General features: G+C 43.2%; 19 protein-coding genes. All 19 read left to right on the top strand.

The features are described from left to right. Positions 1 to 10 precede the first annotated feature (10 nt). The 19 genes from LJE72_RS06230 (at position 11) to LJE72_RS06140 (ending at position 22213) form a co-directional block, all read left to right on the top strand. A complete protein-coding gene (locus LJE72_RS06230) occupies positions 11 to 823 on the top strand; it encodes a sugar phosphate isomerase/epimerase family protein (RefSeq protein WP_229246762.1) in 813 nt (270 codons plus the stop codon). A 204-nt stretch (positions 824 to 1027) separates the two neighbouring features. Further along, the gene (locus tag LJE72_RS06225) at positions 1028 to 2023 is read left to right on the top strand and encodes a tripartite tricarboxylate transporter substrate binding protein (protein WP_229246761.1); all 996 of its coding nucleotides are present in this window, start codon (positions 1028 to 1030) and stop codon (positions 2021 to 2023) included. 122 nt (positions 2024 to 2145) lie between these two features. Further along, positions 2146 to 2970: a DUF362 domain-containing protein gene (locus LJE72_RS06220; protein ID WP_229246760.1), complete on the top strand. Its 825-nt coding sequence runs from the start codon at positions 2146 to 2148 to the stop codon at positions 2968 to 2970. A gap of 4 nt (positions 2971 to 2974) precedes the next feature. Next, complete coding sequence (locus LJE72_RS06215) at positions 2975 to 3604, top strand: hypothetical protein (protein WP_229246759.1); 630 nt, start codon at positions 2975 to 2977, stop codon at positions 3602 to 3604. A 29-nt stretch (positions 3605 to 3633) separates the two neighbouring features. After that, complete coding sequence (locus tag LJE72_RS06210) at positions 3634 to 4086, top strand: tripartite tricarboxylate transporter TctB family protein (RefSeq protein WP_229246758.1); 453 nt, start codon at positions 3634 to 3636, stop codon at positions 4084 to 4086. A gap of 12 nt (positions 4087 to 4098) precedes the next feature. After that, positions 4099 to 5604: a tripartite tricarboxylate transporter permease gene (locus LJE72_RS06205; protein WP_229246757.1), complete on the top strand. Its 1506-nt coding sequence runs from the start codon at positions 4099 to 4101 to the stop codon at positions 5602 to 5604. Between the two features lie 36 nt (positions 5605 to 5640). Continuing rightward, positions 5641 to 6534: a dihydrodipicolinate synthase family protein gene (locus LJE72_RS06200; RefSeq protein ID WP_229246756.1), complete on the top strand. Its 894-nt coding sequence runs from the start codon at positions 5641 to 5643 to the stop codon at positions 6532 to 6534. A 339-nt stretch (positions 6535 to 6873) separates the two neighbouring features. Next, a complete protein-coding gene (locus tag LJE72_RS06195) occupies positions 6874 to 8718 on the top strand; it encodes a sigma 54-interacting transcriptional regulator (RefSeq protein WP_229246755.1) in 1845 nt (614 codons plus the stop codon). A gap of 597 nt (positions 8719 to 9315) precedes the next feature. Beyond that, positions 9316 to 10038 carry a DUF362 domain-containing protein gene (locus LJE72_RS06190; protein ID WP_229246754.1) on the top strand — a complete coding sequence of 241 codons (723 nt, stop codon included), beginning with the start codon at positions 9316 to 9318 and terminating at the stop codon, positions 10036 to 10038. Positions 10039 to 10040: 2 nt separating this feature from the next. Then, positions 10041 to 10460, top strand: coding sequence for a hypothetical protein (locus LJE72_RS06185; protein WP_229246753.1), 420 nt, complete (start codon positions 10041 to 10043; stop codon positions 10458 to 10460). 76 nt (positions 10461 to 10536) lie between these two features. Further along, entirely contained in the window at positions 10537 to 11574 is a 1038-nt protein-coding gene (locus tag LJE72_RS06180) for an AbrB family transcriptional regulator (protein ID WP_229246752.1), read from the top strand. Between the two features lie 96 nt (positions 11575 to 11670). Further along, the gene (locus LJE72_RS06175) at positions 11671 to 12726 is read left to right on the top strand and encodes an Ldh family oxidoreductase (RefSeq protein ID WP_229246751.1); all 1056 of its coding nucleotides are present in this window, start codon (positions 11671 to 11673) and stop codon (positions 12724 to 12726) included. A gap of 56 nt (positions 12727 to 12782) precedes the next feature. Next, positions 12783 to 13286, top strand: coding sequence for an NADH-quinone oxidoreductase subunit NuoE (nuoE, locus tag LJE72_RS06170; RefSeq protein WP_229246750.1), 504 nt, complete (start codon positions 12783 to 12785; stop codon positions 13284 to 13286). 26 nt (positions 13287 to 13312) lie between these two features. Then, positions 13313 to 16396, top strand: coding sequence for an NADH-ubiquinone oxidoreductase-F iron-sulfur binding region domain-containing protein (locus tag LJE72_RS06165; RefSeq protein ID WP_229246749.1), 3084 nt, complete (start codon positions 13313 to 13315; stop codon positions 16394 to 16396). Positions 16397 to 16403: 7 nt separating this feature from the next. Further along, positions 16404 to 18188: an NADH-dependent [FeFe] hydrogenase, group A6 gene (locus tag LJE72_RS06160; protein ID WP_229246748.1), complete on the top strand. Its 1785-nt coding sequence runs from the start codon at positions 16404 to 16406 to the stop codon at positions 18186 to 18188. 206 nt (positions 18189 to 18394) lie between these two features. Further along, a complete protein-coding gene (locus LJE72_RS06155; RefSeq protein ID WP_229246747.1) occupies positions 18395 to 18910 on the top strand; it encodes a 4Fe-4S dicluster domain-containing protein in 516 nt (171 codons plus the stop codon). A 65-nt stretch (positions 18911 to 18975) separates the two neighbouring features. Next, the gene (locus LJE72_RS06150; RefSeq protein WP_229246746.1) at positions 18976 to 20337 is read left to right on the top strand and encodes an anaerobic carbon-monoxide dehydrogenase catalytic subunit; all 1362 of its coding nucleotides are present in this window, start codon (positions 18976 to 18978) and stop codon (positions 20335 to 20337) included. 103 nt (positions 20338 to 20440) lie between these two features. Continuing rightward, complete coding sequence (locus LJE72_RS06145) at positions 20441 to 20983, top strand: Rossmann-fold NAD(P)-binding domain-containing protein (RefSeq protein ID WP_229246745.1); 543 nt, start codon at positions 20441 to 20443, stop codon at positions 20981 to 20983. Positions 20984 to 20998: 15 nt separating this feature from the next. Further along, complete coding sequence (locus tag LJE72_RS06140) at positions 20999 to 22213, top strand: NAD(P)/FAD-dependent oxidoreductase (RefSeq protein ID WP_229246744.1); 1215 nt, start codon at positions 20999 to 21001, stop codon at positions 22211 to 22213. The last annotated feature ends 35 nt before the right edge of the window (positions 22214 to 22248 follow it).

Raw genomic sequence — 22248 nt, 5'->3', positions numbered from 1 at the left:
GAGAAAAAGTATGAAGCTAGCCTACACTATTTGCACACCTGACACAAAAGGTAAGTACTTGGCCTATCGGGGAGAACTTAAGGAAATGTTTGCTTCCCTCAAGGGCATAGGCTACCAGGGAGTAGAAGCTTTCGTCCGTGATCCCAGGGAGATGGACCAAGATGAATTTTGCCGGATGCTTATGAGTTATGATCTGGAGTTAGCTGCTGTGGGAACGGGACCAATCGTTGCAGAGGACAAGATTTTCTTTACATCGTCAGACGAAGGTGTAAGAAACGAGGCGGTTGAACGGACAAAGGCAGCAGTTGACTTTGCTGCAAGGCTTGGAGCTCAGGTTAACATAGGCAAATTGCGTGGGAATGTCAAGCAAGGAGATCAAATTCAAGCTGAAGAATGGAGAGACCAAGCTTTTAAAATAGTATGTCAATATGCGGCATTGAAGAATGTAACGATCACTTTGGAACCTCAGTGCCGATTTGCGATCGACAATCTCAACTCCACTCAGGAAGCCTTAGTCTGGGTTAAGCAACAGCAACTCTCTAATCTGTTTATCATGATGGATGTTTTTCATATGAATATTGAGGACAAGTCCCAGGCGGCAAGTTTTATTGAGGCTAAAGATTATAATTTTCATATGCATTTTGCAGATAACAATCGGGGAGTGCCGGGAACAAGTAAAATTGATTTCGTCGATGCTGTAAGGGTCCTTAAAGCTTTAGGGTATAATCGTTATATCTCCATGGAGATTGACCAGTTACCCGATTGTTACAGTGCTGCAAAGGCATCATTTGATTACGTGAATTGGCTTATAAAAGAAGGTTAGGTTAGGTTAAGCTCTATAATTTCAACGTCAAATAACACAAATTTGTTATTGTGGATAATTGACCAATTTTGAATTATTGGTAATCAAAGAAAAGGGGGAGTGCTAACCACTATTTTAAAATAAGTCCTATAAGGAAGGAAGAGTTATTTCGGAATAAAACATTTTCTGGTGACGAATTAAAAAAGAACTAGAGGAGTTGGAGAGATGAAAAGAAATACTCGTTGGATGGCAATGGTAATGGCTTGTCTATTCGCACTCACCACCGTAGTTGGTTGCAGCGGTAAAGCTGACGCACCTCAAGCTCAAGCAAATTATCCCGAAAAACCTTTTGAAATGATCGTACCTATGGGTGCCGGGGGCGGCAGTGATGTTTTTATCCGGACCCTGACAAAAGTTATTGCGGATAACAAACTTTCTCCAAAGCCCATAGTTGTCGTGAACAAACCAGGCGGTTCAGGATCTATTGGTTGGTCATATGTAGCCAATGATCATAAGGGAGATCCCTATGAGTTGAGTACGGTTAGCTCTAGTTTCTATACTGGCCCTTTGTCTGGACAATCGCCTGTATCTTATAAAGATTTTACTCATATTATAGCCTTATGCGTTGATCCCAATCTATTGCTGGTGAGTGCAGATTCCAAGTATCAAACCTTGGCAGAGTTACTGGCAGATGCAAAAGCTAACCCTGAAAAGATTAGTGCTGCAGGTTCAAGCGGCCTTTCCGTCGATGCCATCACATTCTATTCGCTCCAAGAAAAAAGTGATACCAAGATGAAGTATGTACCCTTCGGCGGCGGTGGAGAAGTGATGACCGCGATCATGGGACAACATACCACTTTCGGCTTCTTAGGACCCAGTGAAGCTGCTGCTCAAATTGAAGCAGGAAAATTAAGACCTTTGGCGGTTACTACAGAAAAACGCGTAAGCGGTGAACTGAAAGATATTCCGACTTTGAAAGAATTGGGTTATGACATTGTAATGGCGCAAACTCGAGGAATTGTGGCACCTTCGGGTCTTTCTGCTGATAATGTTAAGTATTTAGAAGATATGTTTGCGAAAGCTGCAGCAACCCCGGAATGGAAGAAATTCGTTGCTGACAACTTCATGGAAGAAACAATTATGATGTCCGAAGAATTCACCAAAGAGAGTGAAACTATGAGTACGATGTTTGAGAAATACCTTAGCGTGGTGGGAAAATAGTTCTGTATTTAGAAGAGGAGCCGATTCTCGTGGCGACTCCTCTCCTCTATTATTCACCTTATATTCCGGCGTACAGAGGATAGTATGAGAATGTCTAAACTTGATCTAGGGGGAAGTAAGAGATGTTGATTGATAAGGAAAAATGTAGCGGTTGCGGCAGTTGCTTGCCCTGTTGCCCCTATAATGCAATAAGTATGGTTAATGAAGTTGCGGTTATTGATCAAGTCCTCTGTGTAGAATGTGGTAACTGTATCCGTCAAAGGTTTGCAAAATGCGCAGATAAGGCTGTTTATAAAGCATCATCAGATTCAGTGATCCTAAAAGGATCTTATAAAAGAGTTCATAAATGCCCTAATAACGCGATCTATGAGCCATTAGAACAGATAGAGGGAACCCCCAGAGAAGTTCGACGGTTTTTCAGTAACCCTGCCACCTCACACCACCTCACAGGTGTGCCTGGCCGTGGAACTGAAGAAGTCAAAACGAATGATGTTACCGGCAGGATTTGTCGCGGCGAAATTGGTATTGCGATTGAAATGGGCAGACCATGTCTCGGCACTGATTTCATTGAGGTTGAAAAAGTCACGATGGCCTTGGCGAAACTTGGGGTTGAATATGAAGAAGGCAACCCGCTCACCCATCTGATGGAGGATCGCACAAAAGGGACTTTTAAAGAAGAGTACAAACAAGAGAGAGTGATTTCGGCGATTGTTGAGTGTCGCACTAAAATTGAAAATATGGAAAAAATCTTGGAAGCAGCTAAAGAAGTTGCCAAGGATTTAGACACGGTGTTTTCTCTTGATCTCATATGTTGTTTTGATGAAGATGGAACAATTCCTGTTCTTCCTAGACTTCAAAAGATAGGAATGGCCCACAGGGCGAACGCAAAAATAAATTTGGGAATGGGCAGGCCTTTAGTGATAACTAGAGAGGCTCAGGGGGTGTAATTATATGACGCATTCATTACATCGGAGAGGAAACGATGAATACCTAAAAAATGATTTTACCTTGCTGGTCACTGCTGCATCCGGTATCAACCATATCGGATCAAGGGAGGGGATGAGTAAAATTCTAGATGCGGTATGGGAGATAGGTCCAACTAATATCGGCTCAAATGAAACAGGTACCACTCTTTCAGGCGTAACTCTGGAGCAAATCCGCTCAAGATTCACGAAAGTTCCACGTATACGGTGTAACTTTTCCAGCAAAGAAAAAGCATTTGCAGCCATTAAAAAGATGCAGGAATTAGACACAGGAATGTCAGTGACTCTTTCCGGTCCCATCGAAGATACTTTGGGGATGTGTAAAGAATTCGGAATTAAACCACACTCCATAAACTTATCGTTGGATGTTTGGGGCAGGAAAGATAAGTTGCCTGCTGAAGAGGTTCTGGAATTGATGACCATGTGCGGACATGGCTTAGTTTCGAGAACTTTAATTGAAGAAACAATGGATAAAGTTAAACAAGGTAAAATATCTGCACAGCAAGCAACCGTGATAATCAGTCCCCTTTGTATATGCGGTATATATAATACCGAACGGGCAGAAAAATTATTTGAAAAATGTGTTCCTAACAAATAGTTGGATAAGTAAGGAGGTTGTTAGGTCAAATGCGTATTGCCAATCGTATTGTTAGTATTTTAATTATTGCAGCTGGGCTTTTCTTATCATTTCAATCATCCAAATTTGACTATATGGTTGATGGAACTCCAGGACCTGGTTTTTTGCCTTTTTGGTTAGGGATCAGCATAGCGCTGGTTGCACTCATCCCAGCTGTGAAAACATTTACGAAATTTGCGAGCAAACTGGCTAATCCCTTTCAGTCCGGTGATTTTAAGAACTTCCTCATCGTCATCGGGAGTGCCACTTTGGTAGTGATTGTAACTCCGGTTACAGGACTTCTTGTAGCCTTAGGTTTAATGGTAGGCGTCATTGCAAAACTTATGGGAACGCAGAGTTGGAAGACAGTGATCGGATTAACAGTTTTTACTCCGGTTTTATTGTTCGGAATTTTCGTTAAGATTCTCAGCGTTCCATTGCCTAAAGGTATATTTGGATTTTAAGGAGGCGGCAAGATGGAAACACTACAAAATCTACTCTATGGTCTGTCCGTAGCCAATGATCCTATGAATTTATTATATTGTCTGGTTGGAGTTCTTTTCGGCACACTTGTGGGAGCGCTTCCCGGCTTGGGGCCTGCGGCAGGAATCGCCGTACTTCTCCCCTTAACCTTTGGAGCTAATCCAATCTCAGGAATTATTATGCTGACTGGAATCTACTATGGAGCAATGTATGGGGGATCTATTACCTCAATTCTCATTAACACACCTGGTGATTCTGCAGCAGTCATGACAACTCTTGATGGTTACCCCCTAGCGAAAAAAGGAAGAGCTGCTCAGGCTTTAGGTATGGCTGCCTTTGCTTCCATTATAGGTGGAACAATCTCTGTTATAGCCTTTATGTTCTTAGCCCCAGCACTAGCCATCTTTGCCATTAGGTTTGGTCCGCCCGAATACTTTGCCCTGATGATCTTAGGTCTTACAACTATAGCAGGTATGACAGGCAAGTATCCTTCCAAAGGATTTATATCCGCCTTGGTAGGCCTGTTCTTTGCGACAGTGGGTCTGGATTTGATGCAAGGTATTCCCCGCTTTACTTTTGGCTCCGTGCATTTATATGAAGGGTTGGACTTTATTCCTGTGGCGATGGGTCTTTTCGGTATTGCGGAGATTCTTACCTGTAAAACAGATGAGTGTGCCATTAAGATTGAGAAGAAGGATGTTACCTGGCGTAAACTCCTCCCTTCTAAAGAAGACTGGAAATATTCTTTGGCCCATATTTTCAGAAGCACAGGCATTGGCTTTTTTATTGGGATGCTTCCCGGTGCCGGTGCTACGATTTCTTCCTTTATCTCATATGGGGTAGCTAAGAAGACTTCAAAACGCGGCGAAGAGTTCGGAAAAGGTGTGATCGAAGGGGTGGCTGCACCTGAAGCATCGAATAATGCTGCTTCCATTGGCGCGCTGGTACCGATGCTGACATTGGGTGTTCCTGGCTCAGGAAGCACGGCCATTATGCTTGGGGCATTGATGATGTTCGGCTTAAGACCCGGTCCTATGCTTTTTGAACATAATCCGGACTTTGTCTGGGGTCTTATTGGCAGTATGTATATTGGGAACATCTTTCTGTTAATATTAGCGATTCTTGCTGTCCCCTTGTTTATCAAGATTCTCAATGTTCCGAGACCGATTTTAAATGCAACTGTGATGAGCTTTATTTTGATTGGGTCTTACAGCTTGAATAACAGCATGTTTGATGTCGGTTTAACCATAGGGTTTGGAGCCTTAGGTTTTTTCATGAAGAAGATGGACTATCCTGCGGCACCGATGGTCTTAGCCTTAGTCCTTGGGATTCTCCTGGAAACTTCCCTCAGACAGTCTATGATTATCTCCGGCGGAAATCCCATGATCTTTTTCACGAGACCAGTCTCCGGAAGCATTTTAGGTATTTCTATTTTAGCAATTTTTTATCCGTTAATTAAGAAGGCAATTCAGTCCTACCAGAAGAGTAGAATGGCGTAACTGTAAAATTACTATATTTATTAGGGGGGGTTAGTTTTGTTTAATCTGCAGGGAATATATGCTCCTATCCCGTCGGTCTTTCAAAATGATGAACTAGCTTTAGGTAAATTAGCAGATAATATGACGTTTTGGCTGGAGTCTAAATTGTCTGGAATTGTAGTTTTGGGTTCTAACGGAGAATTTATAGTCTTGAGTCCTGAGGAAAAAAGAAAGTCAATCAGCGCTGTTTGTAAATTATCCAAGGGTAGAAAACCCGTCATAGCTGGAACCGGATGTGAATCGACTAAAGAAACCATCGAATCGACGAAATATGCTGCGCAAGCTGGAGCTGCAGCAGCCTTAGTCTTAAGTCCAAATTATTATAAAAGAGCTATGACAGATGAATTGAACAAGAAATTCTACATTGAAGTGGCTGATGAGAGTCCCATCCCCATTATTCTGTACAATATGCCAGGGAACTCTGGAATTAATCTTTCCTCCAAACTAGTCGCTGAGTTAGCCAAACATCCCAATATTATCGGGATTAAGGATTCTGGCGGCAATATTGTGCAGATTGCAGAGATCATTAATGCTACTTCTTCTGAGTTTGCTGTTTTTGCCGGGTCTGCAAGTTTTCTTTATCCCAGCTTAGCACTGGGAGCTGCAGGAGGAACTCTTGCTTTAGCTAACGTATTACCCAATGAATGTGCGGAAATTCATGAACTTGTGCTGGCTGGAAAGCATCATCAAGCTAAGGGACTCCAGCTCAGACTGCTGGATATCAATCAAGCAGTAACAACACGTTGGGGTGTTGCAGGTTTAAAGGCTGCACTCGAAATGCAGGGACTCTATGGCGGAGAACTTCGCAGGCCATTGCTGTCTTTAGGAGAACAAGAAAGAAAAGAATTGGCTGTTATTTTGGAAAAGGCTAAAAACCTTGTTTCGGCGTAATTTTTTCCATAGCAGACTGCAGAAGACTGCAGTCCATTAATGAACATAATAGATTATCAACCTCGAACTACTGGAATAGTGATTCGGGGTCTTATTTTTATGATTAATCAAATTCTAAGAAGACCCAGTCTATCCTCAGCACAATAGTATTCGTTACGGGCTGTGTGCTTCGGCGATAGTCTCCATTGGAGACTATCGTATTGGGGACTTTCGTCACCGAAGCTACGATGTTCTGCTTTAAGCTAAAGCGAGTTCGCCGAAAAGCTCGTATAGAATATGGGTTAGAGTTTCCTTCTTTGCTATAATGTAATTAAGAATATTGCCAATGGAGGAACTTGTATGATTAATATCATTTATGCTGTCCCTGAAAATCATGGAACAGTTGATCGAATTGTAAAAACTAAAGCAAATAAGGATGTTACCTTTGAATTGGTTGAGAAGGTAGATATTCAGCACTTGATTGAGTCTGACTTCGAAAATAATATTGTCATTGCCCGTGGCATAAGCTATGCAACACTGAGTAAAAAATTTAAACATGGCCGCGCTATCGAACTGGCAGTCACGGGTTATGATATCATGCGTGGAATAGAGGAATGCAAGAATAAATTCAATGCTGAAAATATTGCTGTCATGGTATCGCAAAGTATTGTGGTCGAGAAAGAATTTATTGAAAACATCTTAAAGGTTAAGCTTACGGTATTTGGGGTTAGGGATCATGCCCATGTAACAGAAATTTTTAATAACATCAATAAGAGGGAAATTGATGCTATCTTAGGTGGACTGACAGTGTATCGACATGCTGTTCGAGACGGGATTAATTGTTTAGGGATTACCGTGGGTTACGAAGCGCATAAGATTGCAATTTACGAAGCATTTAGTGTAGCCAATGCCATTATTGAAGAACGTAAGAAAAGTGAACTATTCAAAATCATTTTGGAGAATGCCAATGACGGAATCTTAGCGGTGGATAACAAGGGGATCATCTCAGCTCATAACGAGGCAGTCTTTAAAATCCTCAATATCCCCGCCGATACAATCCTAAAAGGGAATTGTATTTCCGCAGTTTCTCCAAAATTTAATGAATTTGAATTTGTGTCAGATGAATACCGAGAAGTAAATATTTTAAAAGATATCGATAGTAAAATGATAGTAATCAATACTAGGCCCATCAAGGTAGATGAGAAAATTCTAGGTACAGTTTTGCTGATTCAGAATGTCGATAAATTACAAAAGACTGAGATTGAGATACGTCAAAAACTTTCTAAAAAAGGACTTGTGGCGAAATACGATTTTGAAGATATCTTAGGCAACAGTGACGGAATAATGAAAACCATTACCATCGCCAAAAAGTATGCTGATGCCAATCCTAATGTTCTGATTATTGGCGAAACTGGTACAGGGAAGGAACTTTTTGCTCAAAGTATTCATAAAAGAAGCAAAAGAAAAAATCAGCCCTTCGTGGCGATTAATTGTGCAGCCTTACCGGAACAATTATTAGAAAGTGAGCTTTTTGGTTATGTAGAAGGGGCTTTTACAGGAGCAACTAAAGGAGGGAAGGCGGGGCTATTCGAGTTAGCGCATAAAGGGACTCTTTTTCTCGATGAAATAGCTGAGCTTCCAATGGGTCTCCAAGCAAAGCTTTTAAGGGTGCTACAGGAACAAGAAATACGAAAATTAGGGGATGATAAGATCATCCCCGTTGATGTAAGAATCATTGCGGCATCTAATGTGGATCTTCAGCAAAAGGTAGAAGACAATAAGTTTAGGCAAGACCTCTTATATCGGTTAGATATTCTGAGGCTTAATATTCCGCCGCTGCGCTATCGCAAGAATGATATTAAAGAAATTACCAAAGTATTTCTATCTGACTATGAAGATCACGATCAACTCCGTATTAACATGACTGATGACGCGATTATTGAGCTCATAAAACACGACTGGCCAGGAAATATCAGGGAATTAAGAAATATTTGTGAGAGATTGAGTGTATTGTCTACCAATAATCAAATAACCGGCTTGAATGTAAAAGAAATATTTCATAGTTTGCTTCGCAATCAGACAGTAAAACCTGACAATGGGAGCGAGCTGGCTGAAAAGACAAAAAGGCTAACACGTAAAGAGACGGCTGAAATGCTGGGTGTAAGCCGTACTACCTTGTGGAGAATGTCCAAATCGAACCAATGATTTAAGACATTCTTGGTTTAAAGGCAAGATATAAAATGAACGTGTTGAAATCTGGAGAAAATCGTTAAGATATTCTTGATTGCAACACGTTTTATTATTTAACTTGTTATGACAGCGTACAAGTATTACGTGTTCAACAAGATTTGAGTTGATGGCGTACTGCCTCATGAAATTTTGGAATGCTTTCTTATGACATAAAGCTATTATACATATTAGTACACCTGCCATACAATACAGATATGAATTTTGGATCTCAAATTTTCGTGGACGTGAGCGCAGGTGATACGTCACCTTTAGTTGAACGAGTTTACTGACACTTATGAAAGAAACGTATGGAACAAATTGAAACAAAATTTGTGTTTTAAAGTTCCTTAAACGTTTCACTCGTTTCGTAATCCTTTCCTGATTTTCAGAGTTTTATTTTTTATAGCAAATTATTCCTGAGTCAGGAGGCAATCTTTAAATAAAATATTTTCTCTGTTTTAATATTTTCAAACAATTGGCATGGATATTGCACTCATTAAGGCTATTAACAATACTAATAGCTTTGCGAAGGGATTATTTAAAGAAGTCAATCGTCAATTGAGGAGGACCTAAATGAAAATCAACCAGGAATTATGTGTCGGGTGTGGACAATGTCTGCCCTATTGTCCTATGGGGGCAATAGAGAGGAGAAAAGATACTTCCCAAATAAATTGGGATGAATGTGTAGAATGCGGAATCTGTATTCGACAGGTTAAATGCCCGGTCAACGCAATTTATGAACCGAAAGAGACCATGGAGTGGCCGCGTTCAGTAAGGAAAGTATTCAGTGATCCCACGTCCAAACATGAGAACACGGGGGTTCGAGGGAGAGGCACAGAAGAAGTAAAGAGCAATGATGTGACAGCACGTTTCAAACGTGGATTCTTTGGTATCGCCTTAGAGTTTGGCCGTCCTGGGGTGGGAACTCGCCTTGGGGATGTGGAAGTAATTACCAAGGTGTTAGCAGAAGAAGGGATTGCATTTGAAGCAGCTAACCCACTTACTTTCCTCATGGAAGATGTGCGGACTGGGATTATAAAAGCAGACGTCAGAAACGAAAAGGTTCTCTCGGGGATTGTAGAGTTCGTCATTCCCCAGGAGAATCTCGAGCAAGTCTGTACGAAAATATATGAGAGTGCTGGTAAAGCCAATTGTATTTTCTCTTGGGCATTGATTTCCCGTTTTGAACCAGACGGTAAACTGTCGGTCATTGAGAGATTAAAGAAAATAGGCATTAAGCCTTCCCGGAATATGAAAGTTAATGTTGGACTGGGACGGCCATTAAGGGAGGACTAGAAATGACTCATTCACTTCACCGTATCGGGTCAGAAGAAACTTTCCAGGATGATTATGTTCTGATTTCCAGACCTGCCATGGGTATAAACCATGTGGGGTGTAGTCCGAAAATCCGGCGCACCTTGGAAATAATTTTTGAAGAGGGTCCGACCAATTTAGGCTCACTCACTACTCAAGAGAATATGACAATGGGTCTTGATCCTCAAAAGATGATAGCAAAAACTGAAGATAACTCTCCGGTCATGTGTTGTTTCAACGAACGGCAAAAGGTGGTCAATGTTTTGACGCGTCTTAAGGAAGAAGAAGTAGGGCTGTCCGTAGTTGTGACCGGCCTTATTGATAATGTCCTAGGTATTTGTCAGGAAGTAGGGCTAAAACCACATTCGGTGAATATCTCTCTCGGGGTTCACGGTAACGGTTAAATAATTAGAAAATCTGATGTGCTAATGCGCGAAATACATAGATCATGGTTTTTCAGGAAGAAGGATTATAAAAAGAATGAATCTAATTGCGCAAGTAAGTATGATTATTGGTTTGGCACTGGTAAGTTATTGGCTGTTTACCATGCTTCATCTTCCTGCTCCTGCCATTATAGGTCCAATGGTCGTAATTGGTGCTTGCCAGATACTGGGCGCAGGGCTGCACGAATTGCCGATGAGCTTGATTAATGGTTTTCAGATCATCATCGGTTTATCTGTTGGAGCAAAGATTAATCATAAGAATGTTCGAGACATCAAAAATATTTGGAAAGTCTCCTTAATGATTGCTGTCTATACTTTGGCGTCGACTGCAGTTTTTACCTTTTTGATACGGGGCTTTACCAACGATTTTGCAACGGCTCTTTTCTCAGCGGCTCCCGGTGGAATTACTGAAATGACCGTGATGGCGCTTTCTTATGATTCTGAAGTGGCAATCGTATCTACATTCCAATTTGTACGTCTGATTGTAATTGTCAGTCTTATTCCTGTGATTGCAAAATTTGTAAAGGGTAAACACACTCCTTCGGAAATAGATGGTCCACAGGTTTTGACAGTCGCGAAATCAGAGTATACTTTGCGAAGAATCTTGATCTACATTGCTGGGATCGCGGGAGGAGTGATTCTGCTTGCTGTAGGTTTTCCCGGAGGGGGAGTGATTGGCGCGATGCTAGCCGTGGGATTTGTAAATGTCCTTTTGTGTGAGGAATATAAATTCCCCGGCAAGGTAATGAAATTTGCGCTGATCGGCGTAGGGGTTACCATTGGACTTGAGTTTTCCCCCGCAATGATTCAAAAGATTCAGGAGATGATGCTGCCCGTCGCTGGATATTCTTTGATTGTTGTACTGGGTAATCTGATGGTTGGCTGGTTCATACGTTATATGACTCATTGGGATACCATCACATGCATTCTGGGCTCGGCTCCGGGAGGACTAAGTCAGATGCTGGTGGTTGGGGAAGAAATGGAAGCGGACATGCTAAAAATAAGCATTATGCAATTGGTGCGGGTATTAACGATTATCCTGAGTATACCGATTATTGCCGTTTTGCTGACTTAGGCTGAGTGAACTCGTTCAGCTAAAGCTGAAGTGGGAGTTTCCTTGAACTGATAAATAAGTCGAAAAAATAATACGCAGATAGAAGGAGAGAATCATATGCAATCTTCAAGGACAATTGCAGTTGCTGAACTAAAAAAATTTATGAGGACAGCCTTTTCTCTAAGCGGGGTTCCTGAGCAAGACTCTGAAATCGTAACTGAGAATCTCGTCACTGCAGAGTTGAAAGGGATCGCAAGCCATGGTCTGAGCCGTTTCCCTGTCTATCTGAAGCGTATCCAAAAAGGGTTAGTGAATCCAAAACCCCAGATAACCTGCAAGCGGGTATTGCCGGGAGTGCTTGCTATCGACGGGGATAATGGATTGGGGTCTGTAGTAATGCTCCAGGGGTTGAAGGAAGGTATGGCAGTCGCCGAGGAGAATGGGGTTTGTGCCTTAGGAGTCAGGCACAGCAACCACTTTGGAATCTCTACGTATTATTGTGAAAAAGCGGCCGATCACGGATTTATTTCTATCCTCCTTTCCAACGCTCCGCCGGCAACCCCTCCCTTTGGCGGTAAGGAACCGTATTTTGGCACAAATCCGATCGCCTTTGGAATGCCCAGAAAGAACAGGCCTCATATTATTGTCGATATGGCGACAAGCGTAGCAGCTCGAGGAAAAATCATTAGAGCAGCTCAGAGAAACGAGCCGATACCGGAAGGCTGGGCTTTAGATAAGGACGGTTATCCGACTACGGATGCTAAGGCTGCTCTCGAAGGGGTGTTGCTTTCTATAGCCGGGCCAAAAGGATCAGCCTTAAGTCTTGCGATTGAATTCTTGGCAGGAGTACTTACCGGAGCCGGTTATGGCAAAGGGGTTGCTTGGCAATACGGTCCAAGCGAAGAGCCTGCTAATGTAGGTCATTTTATGGTGATCATCAAAGCGGATAGTTTTATTGAAGGGCGTGAATATGAAGAACGGACAGAAACTTTCATTTCAGAGCTTAGAAACCTGTCTCTGGCACCTGGATTTGAGAAGATTCACTTACCGGGCGAAAGGGAATGGGAAAGAGAACAAGCTGTCTTTGCCCAAGGCCTTTCCCTGGATTCGGAGTTGCTGGAGCAGTACTCCTTAATAGCGGAAAGTTTAAACTTAGAAATAATGCTGAAATAATCAGCTCACAGAGAAAGCGATGCTGGAAGGCTTGATTATAAAAGGAGGATTAGAAGATGAACTGTGAAACGACAAAAAGCCAATGTTGCTGTGGTGAAGAAACAGATCAACAAAAGTACGATAAAATTGCCGAAATTATTGACCAATATAAAAACAGAGAGGGCAGCCTTATCCAAGTTCTTCATGTGGCACAAACTGTTTATGGCTACTTGCCAATGGAACTGCTCAAATTCATTGCCAAAAGAATGGATATACCTCTCTCTGAGGTTTCAGGGGTTAGTACCTTCTATCCTGTCTTTTCGATGCAACCCAGAGGAAAGCACACGATTAAGGTTTGCATGGGTACGGCCTGCTATGTAAGAGGAGGCAAGAAGCTTGTGGACCGATTGGAAAACCTGCTTGGCATTCAAGTCGGAGAGACTTCAGAAGACAGGAAATACAACTTGGAAGTTGTGCGTTGTCTCGGTGCCTGTGGTCTGGCGCCTGCCATGATGATTGATGAGACAATTTACAAACAGGTGAAGCCTGATAAATTAAACTCCATTTTGGCTAAGTACTAAGAAAAGTATAGGGGTGAAGATGTAGTATGACTGGTCTTATAAGCCTTGCGGATCTTGACGGAATTAAAAGACGATATAGAGAAGAACTTTCTAACTATCAATACCAGGTGCTGGTTTGTGGCGGTACAGGCTGTATTTCATCTCAATGTGGTGCAGTAAAAGAAGCCCTTCTCAAGTTAGTCGCTGATCATCAGTTGCAAAACCAAGTAGCTGTGATTGAGACAGGATGTATGGGAATCTGCGCTGTTGGACCTGTTCTGCTGATCCTGCCGGATGAGATTCTCTATACGGAAGTAAATCCTGGCAAAATGGCTGAAATATTCTCCTCTCACATTATTGAGGGAAAGGTTAAAGAAGAGTATACCTTCTTCGATCAGGCCTTGGATCAGTATGTTCCCAAAATAAGTGAAATTAGTTTCTTTAAAGACCAGATAAAGATCGCCTTGAAGAACTGCGGACGGATTGATCATGCTTCCCTAGAGGCTTACATTGCTCAGGATGGCTATTCAGCTGTTAGCAAAGCAATACATAGTATGAGCGGCAAGCAAGTGACTGAAGAAGTTAGAAGATCTGGACTAAGAGAATGTGGAGACGGATTTCTGGCAGGTATTCGCTGGGAAGCTGTTAGGAACGCGAAGTGTGACCAAAAGTATATTGTCTGTAATGCCGCCGACGGAGACCCGAAAGCGATTATCGACAGAAGTATTTTGGAAGGGGATCCTCACTGTGTAATTGAGGGAATGCTTCTGGCAGGCTATGCTATGGGTGCTGCCTTTGGGTATATCAATATGAATGTCGAGTATCCCTTAGCAGCCGAGCGTCTTGGAGCGGCAATTGAAGAAGTACGACGCTGCGGATTATTGGGTGAAAACATTATGGGGACGGGTTTTAGTTTTGACCTTGAAATATACCTAGGTGCAGGTGTTTTTGCGGGCGGAGAAGAGACCTCACTGCTGGCCTCAATGGCAGGTAAACGAGGGGAGCCCAAAGAACAGCCGCCCTTTTCCTTTGAGGAAGGACTATTTAATAAGCCGACGATTGTCCATAACGTTGAGCTCTTCTCACATGTTCCTCAAATTGTGCTTCAGGGTGCGGACTGGTATACCCAAAAGGGCACAAACACTTGTAAAGGCACCAAAGTTGTGGTTCTGACCGGAGATGTAGTCAATCGGGGCATCGTGGAAGTGCCAATGGGGATTAGCCTGGGAGACATTCTCTTTAAATTGGGCGGAGGAGTTCCGGATGGCAAGCTTTTTAAAGCAGTCCAGGTGGGAGGTCCTTCGGGAGGATGCATTTCCAAGGAGTTTTTAAACACCCCCCTGGATGATGTGGCCTTGTCTAAGCTTGGTGCCATGATAGGTTCAGGCGAACTTCAGGTAATGAACCAGGATACCTGTATGGTTGACATGGGAAGAAAGCTCATGGAATTCATTCAGGATCAATCTTGCGGAAAATGTCTGCCTTGTCGTGTAGGAAGCAAAAGGATGCTGGAAATTGTTGAACGCATCATAAAGGGCGCAGGTCAAGAAGGGGACATTGAACTCCTGGAAGAACTCGGCGATTCTATTCGACTATCGGCTATGTGCTCTCTAGGTCAAATTGCTGCGAATTCCTTTCTGAGTACTATTCGGAATTTTCGTGAGGAATACAATGAGCATGTTCAAGCTAAGGTATGCCGCGCCGGGGTCTGCACTGATCTCTTTGTTTCCCCTTGTGAGAATGCTTGCCCTGCAGGGATTAACGTTCCGGGATATCTTGCTTTGATTTCAGTTGGAAGATATAGAGAGGCCTATGATCTGATTAAGCGAGAAAACCCCTTCCCGGCGGTTTGCGGCAGAATCTGCACCCGCCCTTGTGAGAGCAAATGTCGAAGAGGTCAACTTGATGAGCCGATTGCGATTGCTGATTTGAAGAGATTTGTTTCGGATTATGCCTTTGATCAGGGGGTTACTGTCAATAATGCGAGCGCACTTCCCAAAAACGGGAAAAGTATAGGGATTATTGGAGCAGGTCCATCTGGTCTGACCTGTGGAAACTATCTGGCGAGACTTGGCTACGAGGTAGATGTTTACGAAGCACAGTCACTTGCTGGTGGAGTCCTAGCTTTTGGAATTCCCGAATATAGGTTGCCAAATAAGATTTTGGCCTATGAGATCAACTTGATTGAACAGGTTGGGGTTAAGATTCACCTCAATACGGAAGTCGGACAAACTATTTCGTTTACAGAGTTAAGGGAGAAGCATGACGCAATCTATATTGCATCTGGAAATCAGATCGCTAACAAGATTAATCTCCCCGGCGAGGATTTGCCTGGAGTAATTCCTGGGCTTGACTTTTTACGCAAGGTAAACCTGGGTCGTGAAGTTCAACTAGGGAAATCTGTTGCCGTAATTGGCGGCGGAAATACGGCGCTTGATGCAGCGAGAACAGCTCTGAGAATGGGCGCTAAAGTTAAAGTGCTCTATAGAAGAACGCTTGAAGATATGCCTGCTGATCTTAGAGAAATCCATGAGGCTATCGAAGAAGGGATAGAAATCATGCCTCTGGCTGCCCCGGTTAAGTTTATTGGTGTGGATAAGGTAAGTGAACTCGAATGTGTCAGGATGGAGCTCGGATTATTTGATTCAGGGGGAAGAAGGAAACCTGTCGTCAAAGAAGGATCCAACTTCACGATCCAAGTCGATACAGTGATTCCGGCAGTCAGCCAATCAGCCGACTTGCAGTTTGTCGATCCTAATCAAGTCGGTATTAGGGAATGGAGTACTCTGATTACAGCTAAGGATAGTCTGATGACTGCTCTGCCAGGCGTATTTGTCGGCGGTGACGTTGCGAGAGGGTCTGATGTTGCCATCACAGCGATCGCCGATGGTAAGAAAGCAGCTGTATCGATAGATATTTTCCTGGGCGGTAAAGGAGTCCTCAATAAAGGGGAAGTCGTTAACTTTCCAGCGCCTACGGATGATGCTGACCTTTTGGATCATGAGAGATATGCCATGGAAATTCTTGCACCGGAGACGCGGAAAAACACCTTTGCAGAAATTGGAAAAGGTTATCACAAGCTTAAAGCAATTGCCGAATCAATGCGGTGTTTGCGCTGTGACAGGAGGTAGGTCAACTATGATAAACCTAAGCATTAACAATAAACTCGTTTCTGTTCCGGAAGGATCAACCATACTAGAAGCAGCTAAGCATAATAAAATTGATATTCCAAACCTTTGTAACCTGGATGGAGTTCATAAATTTGGATCCTGCAGATTATGTGTCGTAGAAGTTGAAGGGGATAAAAACCTGCAAGCTTCATGTATGGTTCAAGTAAGGGACGGGATGGTCGTTCATACCAATACAGATAAAGTTCGTAAAGTCAGAAAGAATCTCTTTGAACTTATGCTTTCCAATCACCCTCAGGATTGCCTGAAATGTCAACGCAGCCTGAGTTGCGAACTGCAGAATATGGGAAAAAGGTTAGGGGTTACCGAGGCTCGTTACACAGGACAGACTTCCGGTGGAATCGTGGATATTTCTCCTGCCATTTCCCGTGATATGGTCAAATGTATTCTTTGTCGCAGATGTATTACTGCCTGTAACGATATTCAGAAGGTTGGAATTCTTAACGCCCAGAACAGTGGATTCAAGACCGTTGTTGGCACAGCGCTGGATCTGCCAATCAATACCGTAAATTGCACCTTCTGCGGCCAATGTGTGGCAGTATGTCCGGTGGGAGCGCTCAAAGAGACTGATGCCATCCAAAATGTCTGGGGTGCCATCAGCGATAAGTGCAAGCGGGTTGTTGTTCAGGTTGACCCAGCGGTAAGAGCCGCAATTGGGGAAGAGTTTGGATATGAACCAGGTACTCAGGTTACGGCACAATTAATCGCCGCTCTCCGAGAAGTAGGGTTTGATGTTGTTTTCGACACGAATTTTGCGGCTGACCTGACGGTCATCGAAGCAAGCTCAGAATTCTTGACCAGAATGAAATATTCGTTAGGGGGCATGGAAACACCTTTGCCAATGATGAGCAGCTGCAGCCCGGCCTGGATTAAGTATGTAGAACATACTTATCCCGAAAAGCTTGGTCATCTATCCACCTGTAAGTCACCGCATACCATGTTGGGTGCTTTAGCTAAATCCTACTATGCTGAAATACTTAAGGTTGAGCCGAAAAATATGGCAGTCGTTTCTATCATGCCTTGTACTGCCAAGAAATTTGAAATATCCAGACCGGAAATGACAAACAATGGTCTGGCCAATGTTGATGCCGTTCTGACAACTAGAGAAATTGCCAGGATGATGCAGGAAGCTGGGGTTGATCTCCGTAAGGTTGGAAAAAGCCAATTTGATCAACCATTTGAGCTGTCTTCCGGTGCGGCAGAACTGTTTGGATTGAGCGGCGGAGTTATGGAGGCCACTCTGCGTACGGTTCATGAAATGGTTACCGGACGAGAGCTTGCCATTGACAAACTTCATGCTGCTCCTCTGGAAGAATGCGATCAGGTTAAAGATGTCGAGCTGAGATTTGATGATCCTCTGGAAGCCTATCAATACATGGCAGGGATTACTATTAAAGTTGCGGTTGCAAGCGGGCTTCGGGGTGCTGGGTTTCTGATGGATCAAATCACTAAGCAAGAATCTCCTTATTCCTTTATCGAAGTAATGGGATGCCCGGGCGGCTGTATTAGCGGTGGAGGTCAGCCAAGACCTGCAACGTCTGAAACCCTTCAAAAACGTCTGCAAGCGATTTATCTGGAAGATGAAGTTAAACCATTCAGGAAAGCTCACCAAAACGAGGGTGTAACTAAGCTCTATAAAGAGTTTCTAAAAGAACCAAACGGCCGGAGGGCTCAGGATTTGCTTCATACTCAGTATACTAAACGTGGCAAGTTCAATGAATATCTTTGTGACTAATAAACTCCTTCAACTAAAGTTGAAGGATCACTCTCATTTTATAGAAGAGAAGTCGCGCGATTGGATCAAACCGAGAGAGTGTTCACATAATTAGGCTGAAAGATACTTCGAAGCCGCCTAAAACCATAATTTAGGCGGCTTTTCCGTAAGAACGTTCACTGATTAAAAATGAGGAATAAAGCTCAGAGCCAAGGGGGGCAAATTTAATGACAAAACAAAACGATCCTAAAAAGCGTCTATTTGTAGATGACAGTCTCTGCCTAGGATGCAAAACCTGTGAACTGAGTTGTTCTGTAGAAAGATCTTCGCTTAGTAAAACGCTGGCCGGGGCTGTATGTGAGGATGTACTCCCCAGGCCTCGGCTCTATGTCCAATGGCAACAGGAGAAATCAATGCCCATCCAATGTCGTCATTGTGCAGATGCACCGTGTCTGGAGATCTGTTCAACCGGTGCCATGAGACGAGATGAAGAAAGCGGATGTGTATATATTCAAGCCAAACAATGTATTTCCTGCTGGATGTGTATCATGGTTTGCCCTTATGGGGTTATAGCACCGGCCATTGAGAAGCAGGCAGCTGATAAATGTGACCAATGTTTTCAAATGCTTCAGCCCTACTGTTTAGCATCTTGCCCGACAGGGGCTCTGCAGCTACTGTCTGCTAATGAGATCGAACAACATTTACAAGAAAAAAGAAGAGAAAAACTGCCATACTCAAGATAATTAAGGCCAGTCCTTTGACCGGTGAAGCTCTAAAAAAGTCAAATTGATATAGGAGGAAAGAAGTCATGCGCCAAGTAAGAAGAAAAACAGTTGATCCTTCTGTTCGAAAGTATTTGCTAAAGGCAAAAGAAGAAGGGATTAGATTATCTTGGAACAGATTCGAGAAAATGTTGCCGCAAGACGGATTTGGCAGGTTAGGCTTAACTTGCTTTGACTGTTTGCAAGGGCCGTGTCGCTTAAATCCCTTTAGCAGGGAGGAAGAACGCACGATTTGTGGTAGAACACGCGAGGAACTGGTTTTTAAGGGGCTCTGTCGATTTTTGGATAATAGCGAATTTAAGCTTAATCAGGAAGACTTGGTTCACGCCTTGGAGAACAATACGGGCCTTTTAGGTCTAGCGAGAGGCCAGATCGAAAAAATGAAAACAGCTTGTGCTTCACGTCAAGTTTCGGGAATTACCAGACAGATAGGGCTGGGAGTACTCAAACAGGATTATATTAACCTTTGCCTTGAAGAGGTATCCCCTGTGGTTATGAAGATGGTCCAGACCTTAACCCAAGACCTGTCAGAAGAGGCAATCAGCCGCGGAGCGAAGGGCTTTAATGTTGTAATCGCCGGAGATATTGCCCCTGCTTTTCCGTTTGCCTCTGTGAGTAACACTGGAGGGGTAGAATTCGCAGTCCTTACCGGCTTGCTTGATTTATATGTTGTAGGACCAAACGGATTAGGACTGGGCAAAAATGTAGTTCCTCACTACCATACGATCTATGCTGAAGCAGACTATGGGGCAAGTAAAATCAAAGTGAAAGATTGGTTGCTTCAAGCTGCAGTTGCCTATACCAAACGGGATAAAGATAAGATTTTTCCCTCCGAGGAGATCAACGAGGTTGAACTTATTGGCCTTGATAAGGAACAGATTAAAACAAACCTGGAAAATGGAGAGATTAAAGGAATCTGTATTTTGGGAGGCGGGACCAATCTCAAAGTCACCCAGGATGCTTTAGTCTGTGAAGCCGTGACAACTATCGCCTCACAGGATGTCTTATGTCTCTCATATGGCAATACTGCTGTAACGCTAGGGAAATATGGATATCTTAGGGATTCGAGTCCCAGAGATTCAGTTCTCGTTGGCAAAGGTAAGTTTCCCCAGGTAGAGTGTGTGGGTGCAGAAATAGATGTTGTTAAGCTAATTGACTTAGTAGAATCCATTGGGGCTCAAAAAATTGTTGCCCTTTTTCCAGAGTTAACCACTGCCCGGGATATTATAGCGGCTTTGACTTTGGCAGGAGCAGGGGTAAAGGTACTTACTGCGATTAACTTGCCCTTAGAAGGTAGTGAAAATATGACAGAGGAAATAGACAAGCTGATTATTTACTGCACTCCGTCAGATTATGTGAATCAGAGTTTGGCATTATTAAAATTATAATATGCTCTTCAACTTCGAATAGTGGTATAGCTAGGGTTCGATATCGCAGAGAAAGCTTAACCCCATTGCAAGTCAAATCCAAGTGAAAGGAGCGGGTGAATAAATGCCGCAAGCTGTGCATTGTCAAGGAACAGAGGGAAATTCAACTCAGGCTTTAGTGAAATTTACTGTGACCGCTCAAGGTTTTAACGAGCAGGACTCCAGGCAAGCTTCATCTGAATTATTAAGGATACTCAGTAAGTACCGAACAAGCATGATTGGAGGAATAGATACTGATACCATCCAAGCTGATTTTACCGATAAGGAAGAGGTTGTCAAAGCAGTTAAAGAACTAACGGCAGCAAACCTTGGAATAGCTGTAACGGTTACAGGAGTAGGTGAACAAGAATATTCAGTTGGTGTTCGCGGTAAGCTCTCAAAACTTCCCGAAGCTGAAATTCTAGAAATAACCACGATGTGCGGACATGGAATGGTTTCTCAGTATTTGGCCCGTCAGACGTTACTGGATATGAAGCGAGGAATTCTCAGTTCCCGCCAAGCGGCCGAACACCTGGCAACTCCCTGTATCTGCGGGGTATTCAATCCTAAGAGAGCCCAGCGATTACTTGAGGAATTAACTGAAATCTGGTACTACGATGAGTTCTAGGGGAGGGGGAGAGAAGTGGTCTATCTAATAATCGGCAACGGTCCTGCCGGTGTAAGCGCTATTGAAGGTATTAGACAGCTGGATGATCAGGGCAAGATTATTCTGGTCTCCAAGGAAAATAATCCGCCCTACAGCCGAATAATGACTCCGGAGTATATGACGGTTGAAGTTGAGGAAAAAGATCTTTTTTGGCGAGGGATTGATTTCTATACTGAGTATAATGTAGAGACCTTTCTGGGCAGGGTGGTAAAAAAGATTCTGCCTGGGCAAAGTATGGTCGTGTTAGATAACAATGAAATGTTAATCTATGATCAGCTGTTGATTGCTTCAGGCTCCCGTCCTGTAGTTCCCTCATGGGTTAACTTAGATACTAAAGGGGTATTCACTCTCTGGGATAAACTCGATTCAGAAAAGATTAATTCTCACCTCGCGGAGGTTAAGAACGCAGTCATTGTCGGGGGCGGATTGGTCGGGTTGCAGGCGGCTCGTGCTTTGGCTGCCCAAGGAGTAAGAGTAACGATCATAGAAAAAATGGACCGCCTGATGCCTGTACAGCTTGATGAAACAGCAAGTTCGATGCTCGTAAGGTTAGTAGAACAAAATGAGATTGAAGTTCTGCTAAATACTGAAGTCATGTCTTTAGAAACAGAGAATGGAGGGGTTGCTGCCGTTAGGACGAGAGAAAAAGAAATTCCTGCTGATATGGTTCTCTTTTGTATTGGAATAAGGCCTAACTTGGAAATGGCTTCAAACACCTCCTTGAAATTAGAACAAGGTCTTCTCGTCAATGAGTACATGCAAACTAATCTGGAAAATATCTATGCTGCAGGGGATGTCGCTCAAGCTTTCTGTCAGCACAACGGAGAGCAGAAGCTTAGAGCTTTGTGGCCGTGTGCTGTACAACAGGGTAAGGTTGCAGGTGCCAATATGGCTGGTGTTAGAAACAGGTATAAAGGAAGCATGGCCATGAATTCCTTCCAGTTGTTTGGGTTGTCGGTACTGTCATTGGGACAAATAGAAAACACGGATGATGTCGAAGAAAAGATTCTTATGTATCCTGCTTCAGGGTCTTACCAAAAACTTTTGATTAAGGAAGGAAAGCTTCTAGGCTTAATCTTTGTGGGGGATATTCAGCAGGCCGGCATACTCTTTCCTAAAATAGGGCAGTTTTTGGAGCAGGGATATTGGGGAAATATCCCTTTAGTCGAGGTGGAAAATATTCAAGTGTAGCAGGTAATGGAAATCTAAAAAATATTAAGTAAAAT

Origin of the sequence: Desulfosporosinus shakirovi (genome assembly GCF_020595055.1) — a bacterium.
Taxonomy (GTDB): domain Bacteria; phylum Bacillota; class Desulfitobacteriia; order Desulfitobacteriales; family Desulfitobacteriaceae; genus Desulfosporosinus; species Desulfosporosinus shakirovi.
Note: the sequence above shows the minus strand (reverse complement) of the source record. Positions and strands in the feature narration are given on the sequence as shown.

What these genes read in the sequence shown, in the direction of transcription:
- LJE72_RS06145 (WP_229246745.1), top strand. Translation starts at nt 20,441, where the DNA reads ATGCCGCAAGCTGTGCATTGTCAAGGAACAGAGGGAAATTCAACTCAG.
- LJE72_RS06180 (WP_229246752.1), top strand. Translation starts at nt 10,537, where the DNA reads ATGAATCTAATTGCGCAAGTAAGTATGATTATTGGTTTGGCACTGGTA.
- LJE72_RS06225 (WP_229246761.1), top strand. Translation starts at nt 1,028, where the DNA reads ATGAAAAGAAATACTCGTTGGATGGCAATGGTAATGGCTTGTCTATTC.
- LJE72_RS06230 (WP_229246762.1), top strand. Translation starts at nt 11, where the DNA reads ATGAAGCTAGCCTACACTATTTGCACACCTGACACAAAAGGTAAGTAC.
- LJE72_RS06185 (WP_229246753.1), top strand. Translation starts at nt 10,041, where the DNA reads ATGACTCATTCACTTCACCGTATCGGGTCAGAAGAAACTTTCCAGGAT.
- LJE72_RS06215 (WP_229246759.1), top strand. Translation starts at nt 2,975, where the DNA reads ATGACGCATTCATTACATCGGAGAGGAAACGATGAATACCTAAAAAAT.
- LJE72_RS06160 (WP_229246748.1), top strand. Translation starts at nt 16,404, where the DNA reads ATGATAAACCTAAGCATTAACAATAAACTCGTTTCTGTTCCGGAAGGA.
- LJE72_RS06195 (WP_229246755.1), top strand. Translation starts at nt 6,874, where the DNA reads ATGATTAATATCATTTATGCTGTCCCTGAAAATCATGGAACAGTTGAT.
- LJE72_RS06165 (WP_229246749.1), top strand. Translation starts at nt 13,313, where the DNA reads ATGACTGGTCTTATAAGCCTTGCGGATCTTGACGGAATTAAAAGACGA.
- LJE72_RS06175 (WP_229246751.1), top strand. Translation starts at nt 11,671, where the DNA reads ATGCAATCTTCAAGGACAATTGCAGTTGCTGAACTAAAAAAATTTATG.
- LJE72_RS06190 (WP_229246754.1), top strand. Translation starts at nt 9,316, where the DNA reads ATGAAAATCAACCAGGAATTATGTGTCGGGTGTGGACAATGTCTGCCC.
- LJE72_RS06205 (WP_229246757.1), top strand. Translation starts at nt 4,099, where the DNA reads ATGGAAACACTACAAAATCTACTCTATGGTCTGTCCGTAGCCAATGAT.
- LJE72_RS06210 (WP_229246758.1), top strand. Translation starts at nt 3,634, where the DNA reads ATGCGTATTGCCAATCGTATTGTTAGTATTTTAATTATTGCAGCTGGG.
- LJE72_RS06150 (WP_229246746.1), top strand. Translation starts at nt 18,976, where the DNA reads ATGCGCCAAGTAAGAAGAAAAACAGTTGATCCTTCTGTTCGAAAGTAT.
- LJE72_RS06155 (WP_229246747.1), top strand. Translation starts at nt 18,395, where the DNA reads ATGACAAAACAAAACGATCCTAAAAAGCGTCTATTTGTAGATGACAGT.
- nuoE (WP_229246750.1), top strand. Translation starts at nt 12,783, where the DNA reads ATGAACTGTGAAACGACAAAAAGCCAATGTTGCTGTGGTGAAGAAACA.
- LJE72_RS06220 (WP_229246760.1), top strand. Translation starts at nt 2,146, where the DNA reads ATGTTGATTGATAAGGAAAAATGTAGCGGTTGCGGCAGTTGCTTGCCC.